The sequence below is a fragment of the Candidatus Krumholzibacteriia bacterium genome, from assembly GCA_035268685.1.
Lineage (GTDB): Bacteria > Krumholzibacteriota > Krumholzibacteriia > JAJRXK01 > JAJRXK01 > JAJRXK01.
This window is the reverse complement of sequence record DATFKK010000007.1, coordinates 1-7,769: the sequence shown is the minus strand read 5'-3', so window position 1 is coordinate 7,769 and position 7,769 is coordinate 1. Positions and strand designations below refer to the sequence as shown.

Below are 7,769 nucleotides of genomic sequence, written 5' to 3'. Positions count from 1 at the left end.
CGGCCGTTCCAGTCGAGCCGCAGCTCCGCGGCCGCCGCCGTTCCGTCGTGCAACATCCGCACGCGTTCGCCGCGGGCGTTGAAGACCTCGACCGTGGCCTCGACCCCGGCCCGGGGCAGCACGAACACCACCTGCGTGCTGGGGTTGAAGGGCGTCGGGTGGACGGCGAGCGAGGCCGTGCGAAGGGCGGGAGCGTCGACCGCGATCGGCGGTCCGCCGAGGAACTCGAACACGTCGCGCAGCAGGCGCGTGCGTGCGCTGCCGAGGCCGGAGTCCCGCGACAGGTTCTCGCGCACCGCGGACAGACCGAAGGGGAAGGTGACGTCGACCTTGCGGTCGAAGCCGTCGAGGCGGTCGTACGCCACGCCGGCCGCCGGGCCGGAGAAGGCCACCCCACTCGAGGGATCGACGAACACGTGCGAGGCGAACGCACCGACCGGTCCGGGCGTCACGTGATCGAAGGTGTTGAGCCCCGGGCAGCCGCCGTAGGCGACGACGCCTGCGGTGAAGGCCTCCGACACCCCGGACGGCTCGACCAGCGGCACGGCCAGGCCGCCGATCGCCGGGCTCACGTCCGGTCCCTCGACGGTGACGCCCATGACCGTGGTCACGTAGGCCGCACCGTCGCTCGAGTCGAGCTCGAGGGCCGAGGCGATGGAGTCGCCGAAGTACACCGTGTGGCGCTCCCGCGGAAGTGCCTTCCAGGCGTCGAGCACTCCCAGATCGTTGCCCTTGTCGTTCACACCGTCGTCGCTGCCGTCGCTCAGGACGCCGCTGCCGATGTTGCCCGCCAGGACGACGATCGTGTCGTAGCCGGCGAGCTGCTCGACCCGCGCGCCGTGGCCCCGCCGTTCGCCGAGCGGGCCGTCGACGGCGGCGGCGCCGATCCCGTTGCTCACCCGCGAGGTCGGTGCCTGCTCGGTGTAGCTGTCCCAGTCGAATCCCTCGGTCAGGCCCAGTTCGCCGAAGGCCAGCACGAGTTCCTCTTCGTTGCCGCGGCGGCCGAAGGCGTTGAGCACGAGGATCGAGGGTTGGGTTCCCGTCACGTCGTCGATGCTCGGCAGCGCGCGCACGGTGAAGGTGCGGGAGTAGCTGCTGCCGCCGTCGGGGCTCCACTGCCCGAAGCCACCGAGGTTGCTCGGAAGCGTCGTCACCCGGCCCTCGCTGTCGACCGCCTCGAAGTTGTAGTGCAGCAGGTCGCCCGGGTACAGGAAGTCGGCGTCGGGCAGGTCGGCGAAGTACGTGCCCTGGGCCGGAATCCCGGACGCCGACACCGCCGGTTGCAGGAGCACGCTGCCCGTCCAGACCTCGCGTCCCCCGATCACCTCGCCGGTGACGACGTCCTCGTCCCACGGGCCGGCCGGGGCCGAGCGCAGCGAGGACTCGAACAGCGGGTTCAGGCGCAGGGCCCAGCGCATGCGCAGTTCCGCGACCTCGGTCCCGGGGATCAGCGCCTGCGCCGACACCAGGACCGAGTCGCCGGGCACGACCAGGGCACCCGTGTTGACGTCGGCCGCGCGGTCGAAGCGCACGTCGAGGGCGTCGCGTGCCGCGGCGTCGGACACGTCGATCGACCCGCTCACCGGGAAGGCGTCCTGGGCCAGGTCGCTCGTCCGCGCACCCAGAGCGACGCCGTCGACGCGGAACTTGCTGAGCCGGACGTCGTCGAACCACGGTCCGGTCCGCGCCTGATCGCAGAAGAAGAGGACGTCGCACAAACTGGTGGCGCCCAGTCGGATCTGGATCTTCTCGGGATCCGGCGGCAGGAGGTCGGTCAGCTCCTCGACCTGGCGCAAGTACTGCGGCGTCGAGCCGAAGTACACGAAGTCCCGATCGAGCCACGGGGTCCACTGCCCGTCCGCGTAGGCGCGCACCGCCCACACGTAGAAGATCCCACTGCTCAACGGGTTGTCCCGGTACACCGAGAAGGACAGCACCGCTCCGGCCACGTCGGCGCCGTCGTCCTCCGGACCGGGCAGATCCCACTCGATCTCGGGGCTGACCACGACGTTGTCGATCTGGCCGACGAAGTCCAGCCCCCCCGTGTCGTTGACGACGTAGGTGCCGTCGGGCAGCTGGCTGCCGCCGGTGCTGGCCCGACCGCTCACGCCCGGCCCGTTGGGCGGTTCCTGGCCGAAGTCGATGAAGTTCACCTGCGGCGTCTCGTTGCGCCGGCATGGATCGAGGCCCTCTCCCCGCGGGAACACGTTCGAGAAGTCCCCGAAGAAGGGTTGCCGCTGCGGGTCGAACAGGTACGGTCCCGCCCCCTCGAAGTCCTCGGTGAAGCTGCCCTGGCTCGTGGTGAGCACGATGTCGTCGAGTTGCACGGCGCCATCGGTGTCGAAGACCTCGCCGTAGAGCGGGGACTGGTCGGAGAGGACACCGTCCGAAGCGAAGCGCAACCGGATGCGGATCCGCGGGTCTCCGAAGCCTCCGTAGTCGTCGCCGCCGTAGACGATCGGCCGCACGTCGGGCAGCTCGGCGAAGCGAACGCCGGGGACGGGGAAGTCCCCGGTCGACGGATCGCGGTTGGTCCCGTCGATCTCGAGCACCTGCACCCAGATCCCCGCCGAGTCGTACTCCACGTAGAAGAAGTCGAAATCGGGCTCGGTGTCGTGGTTGAAGACGAAGTCGAGATCGACCGTCTGCCCCTGCGAGGGATCGGCGATCGGCGCGGACTCGTACAGGAGCGACTCGTTCCAGTTGTCGCCGTAGCCGGGGGCCGCGACCCATCCGACCGTCTCGGGGCTGTCGGCCGGCAGACCGCACCACATGGCCCGGTTGCCGGCTCCGTTGTCGTTCAGGTTATCGGCGGCGAAGGTGTCGACGCTCCAGTAGTTCGGCTTCTCGGTGAGATCGACGCCGGTCCAGTCGCCCGGGTCCTGGCTCAGGCCAGCGGGGTTGCCGTCGGGGGTCTCGAAGCGGCCCTCGACATACTCGTCGCCGGTGCCGGGAATGCCGTCGGGATCGCGCAGCGGACGGGCCGGTCCCCCGTACAGGTCGAAGGTGTCGGGGCCGGCCGCCGAACGCTCGAGCAATGCGTTCGAACTCGTGGTGCTGGTGATCACGGTGCCCGGTGCGGACACGATGCGACGCTCGTCGCGATCCGGGGGCTCCGCGGTCCGGTCGGCAGCGAGACCGGACACGGGCGGGAGGAGCAGCAACAGGAGAAGGGCTGGAACAGTGAATGGACGCCAGAACATGGCACTCCGTTTCTTCCGTCCAGGGGACGGAACGTAGGGGCGAGTGGATCGTCCACGCCCCGGCGACGGCGTGGACGACGCTCCTGGGGAAGAGTCGCGATTCGATCTCCTTGTAGAAGCTACTTCACGAGAACGGCCTTCCTCGTGTCGGCGAAGCCGAGGGTCGTCGCCTTCACCAGGTACACACCGCTGGCGACCGCCGACCCGCGGTCGTCGCGTCCGTTCCAGTCCAGGCGGAGTTCGGCGCTCGCGGCGGCTCCGTCGTGCAGCACCCGCACGCGTTCGCCGCGCACGTTGAAGACCTCGACCGTCGCGTCGACTCCGGCCCGCGGCAGAACGAAGACCACCTGCGTGCTCGGGTTGAACGGCGTCGGGTGCACGGCGAGCGAGGCGCTGCGGAGCGCCGGAGCGTCGACCGCGGTCGTCGGCGTGCCCAGGTGGTCGAGCACGTCCTGCAGCAAGCGGGCGCGGGTGCTGCTCGCCCCCACCGCCCGGGACAGGTCGTCGCGGATCGAGGAGAGTCCTACGGGGAAGGTCAAGTCGACCTTCCGGTCGCCACCGACGGTGCGGTCGTGCACCACGCCCGCGGCGGGTCCGGGCACGATCGTTCCGCTCGACGGATCGACGAAGCCGTACGCGGCGAAGGCCCCTGCGGCCTCCGGCACGATCTCGTCCAGGAATCCCCGGCACCCGGCGTAGGCGAGAAAGGAGGTGTCGAAGGCCGGTGCGGCCCCGGTCGGGATCACCCGCGGGTTCGACTGCCCGCCGATCGCGGGGCCCACGTCGTTGTCCTCGGCCCGCACCCCCATCACGTCGGCCACGTAGGCGGCCCCGTCGACCGGACTGTCGTTCACCAGTCCGGTGACGAGCGACGCCCCGAAGTACACCGTGTGGCGAGGCCCGGCGAGCTGCTTCCACCCGCTCAGCACGGCCAGGTCGGGACTCTTGTCGTTGCCGACGTCGTCGGAGCCGTCGCTGATCAGGTTGGTGAACAGATTCCCGCTCAGGTAGACGATCGTCTCGTAGCCGGCGAGTTGCGCGACGGTCGCGCCGTGCCCCCGGCGATCGCCGAGCGCGTTGTCCGCACCGGCCGAGCCGATCCCGTTCGAGACGCCCGAACTCGCCCCCTGCACGGTGTAGCTGTCCCAGTCGAGGCCCTCGATCAGACCGAGGTCGGCGAAGGCGAAGACAAGTTCCTCTTCGTTGCCACGGCGACCGAAGTCGTTGACCACGAGGATCGACGGCTGGCTTCCCTGGGCGCCGGTGATCGTGGGCAGGGCGCGCACGGTGAAGGTCCGTGCGTAACCGCTCACCCCGACGGCATCCCACTGACCGAAGCCGGCGGTGTCCGTGGGCAGCGTGGTCACCCGTCCGTCGCTGTCGACCGCCTCGAAGTGGTAGTGCAGCACGTCGCCCGGGTAGAGGAAGTCCTCGTCGGGCAGGTCGGCGAAGAAGACGTCGTCGATCGCCACGCCCGAGGCCGTCCGCGCGCTGTCGGCCACGACCTCGCCCGTCCAGATCTCGACGCCGTCGACGATCGTGCCGGTGGTGACGTTCTCGTCGACGTCGCGGGCCGGTGGCTGCCGCAGGTCTGCCTCGAAGGCCGGATTGAGCCGCAGCGCCCACTTCAGGCGCAGGTCGGCGATGGCGGTGCCGGGGATCACGGGGTTCGCGCGAAACAGGACCGAGTCGCCGGGAACGACGGTCGAGCCGCTGCCGACGTCGCGCGCCATGTCGAAGCGCACGTCGAGGGCGTCGCGGGCCGCGGCCGTGGACACGTCGATCGATCCGCTCACCGGGAAGGCATCGTTCGCCAGGTCGACCGTCCGCGCCCACAGGGCGATTCCGCCGATTCGGTACTTCGAGATGCGCACGTCGTCGTAGAACGGCGCGGGCGTGGCGTCGTCGCCGGGCAGGCCGAAGTCGTCGGCGACGTCGATCACACCGAGAGCCACCTGGATCTTCTCGGGATCGGGTGGCAACAGCGCCGTGAGGTCGTGGCGGAAGCGGTCGTAGCGGCCGCCGGGCACGAAGAACACGAAGTTGCTGTCGACCCAGGGCCCCCACGCGCCGTCACGGAAGGCGCGCACCGCCCAGGTCTCGACCATGAAGCTCCTCGTACTGCGGTGCCAGAACGACGAGTACTCGAGCCGCGCCCCCACCATGTCGGGTCCGTCGTCCTGCGGCCCGGGGAGGTCCCACGCGAGTTCCGGACTCCAGACCTCGTTGTGCAGCGGCACCCCGTCGAGTCCACCGGTGTAGTTCTTCACGTAGCCGCCGGGGATCCCATAGTCCCAGTTCGGCGACAGCGACCCGCCGGTGCTGACGTCACCGGTGATGCCCGGACCGTTCGGCGGTGCCTGTCCGAAGTCGATGAAGTTCAGCTGGGGCGTGGCGTTCTCGGCGCAGGGGTCGATGTCGGTCGCACGCACGAAGACGTTCGAGAAGTCGCCGCAGATCGGTGCCGGGGCTGGCTCGAACAGGTACGGGCCATCCCCTTCGAAGTCCTCGATGAAGGTCCCCTGATCGGTGGTCAGCACGACGTCGTCCAGCTGCACGGCGCCGTCGCCGTCGAACAGCCCGTCCTGGTCGGAGTAGGCGGTGTCGGACTCGAACACCAGACGAATGCGGATGCGGTCGCCCTGGCCGTAGTCGTCGCCGGAATGGACGATCGGATCGGCCGTGGTCGAGGCGTACTGCACGCCCGGCACGGGGAACTCGCCGGTGCCGGGATCCTTGTTCGTGCCGTCGACCGAGAACACGGTGACCCAGCTGCCGGCCCGCTCGTACTCCACGCGGAAGAAGTCGTAGCTCGGCTCGGTGTCGTGGTTGAAGACGAAGTCGAGGTCGACGGTCTGGCCCTGCTGGCGGTCGACGACGGGGTCGGACTCGTACAGCAGGACCTCGACCCAGTCGTTGCCGTAGCCGGGCGCGGCGGCCCAGCCGGCGGTCGTGGGCGTCCCGGCCGGTAGCCCGGCCCACATGGCGCGGTTGCCCGCACCGTGGCCTCCGAGGTTGGCGGCCCGGAAGGTGCTCACGTGCCAGTGGTTGGCGACGTCGGTGCGGTCGACCCCGGTCCAGTCGCCCGGGCCCGGGCTCAGACCGGCCGGCAGTCCGGCGAGGCTCTCGAAGCGGCCCTCGACGTACTCGTCGCCGCTGCCCGGCACGCCGTCGGGATCGCGCAGCGGGCGCGTCGGTCCGCCGTACAGGTCGAACGTGTCGGGCCCGGCCGATTCGCGCCGCAACAGCGCGCCGGCGGTGGTGGTGCTGGTGAGGATCGTGCCCGGGCCGGGCACGACGAGGTCGTAGGTCGCCGGATCACGGTCGCGCGGACCCGGCCGCGCATCGGCGTCGACGGCGAAGCTGGTGAGGAACAGTGAGAGCGAGAAGAAGAGGGCAGAGAGACGAATCCACTTCAGGGGATCCACGGCACGACTCCCATCCTTCGCGCAGGCGCGAAGTCGAGGGGACGAACGGTCCCACGCGTCTCGGCGAAGACGCCCGGGACGGCGAACGAACGGGAAGAGCCGTGGTCCATCGTAGCACGACGGATCGCCTCCATCGTGCAGAATCGGGACCGGCGGGGCAAGGTCTGCCCCGCCGGTGGGGATCGTTCACCGTGCGCAGGTCTGCGCGCGTCCCCCGTCGATCGCCACGCACTCGCCGGTGATCCAGCCCGCGCGTGCAGACCCGAGGAAGGCGATCAGCTCGGCCACTTCCTCGGGTTCGCCGGGCCGTCCGAGCGGGTGCGTATCGGCGCTACGCTCGAGGAAGGCGGCGTAGGTGTCTTCGTCCATGCCGCCGGCGCGGTGCAGATTGGTACGCACCACCCCTGGATTCACCGCGTTCACACGGACGCCCTTCGGCGCCAGGTCGAGCGCCATGCACCGGGTCATCTGGTCGACCGCGGCCTTGCTCACGCAGTAGCTCAGAACCCCGGGGAACGCGCGCGTGCCCGTCACGCTGCTCACGTTCACGATCGCGCCCTTCGCCGCTTCGAGCGCGGGCAGCGCGCGGCGCGTGAGGTCGAAGAGCGAGCGGACGTTGATGTCCATCATGTGGTCGAAACTCTCGAGCGTGGTGGCCTCGGTGCTGCCGCTGCCGATGATGCCGGCCGCGTTCACGAGCAGGTCGAGACCCGACGCGCCGCCCGCCGCGGTCGCGAACTCCACGAGGCGCTCGCGGAAGCCGGGGTCGGTGAGATCGCCGGGGAAGCGGGTGAGGTGGCCGTCGGCGCCGGAGGCCTCGTCCTCGAGGACCTCCAGGGCGGCCTGGTTGCGTCCGGTGGCCACGACCCGGCCGCCGCGCTGGGCCACCAGGAGCGCCGTGGCCCGTCCGATTCCACTGCTGGCGCCCGTGACCAGGGCGGTTCGTTCCGCGAAGTCGTGCAGCATTGCATGTGCCTCCCCGTGGGGTCGATCGATGTCCCGTGGAGGTCCGAGCGTGCTCCCCCCCGCCCGTAGGGTCAAGTCCGGCCCCCGCGCGGAGACATCAGGCCTCAAGGTCGGCATCCGACGGGTCGATTCCAGGGGCGACGACCGCTTCCACGCCCCCGAGCCGAAGAGT

At 70.2% G+C, this 7,769-nt stretch carries 3 protein-coding genes; all 3 read right to left on the bottom strand.

Translation table 11 applies throughout. The features are described from left to right. A partial coding sequence (locus VKA86_00770) for a hypothetical protein (GenBank protein HKK69717.1) occupies nt 1-3,203 on the bottom strand: 3,203 nt, incomplete at its 3' end. Between the two features lie 119 nt (nt 3,204-3,322). After that, nucleotides 3,323-6,631 (bottom strand): FlgD immunoglobulin-like domain containing protein, encoded by a 3,309-nt coding sequence (locus VKA86_00765; GenBank protein ID HKK69716.1) that lies wholly within the window; start codon nt 6,629-6,631, stop codon nt 3,323-3,325. Nucleotides 6,632-6,817: 186 nt separating this feature from the next. Further along, nucleotides 6,818-7,597: an SDR family oxidoreductase gene (locus VKA86_00760; protein HKK69715.1), complete on the bottom strand. Its 780-nt coding sequence runs from the start codon at nt 7,595-7,597 to the stop codon at nt 6,818-6,820. Nucleotides 7,598-7,769: the final 172 nt, after the last annotated feature.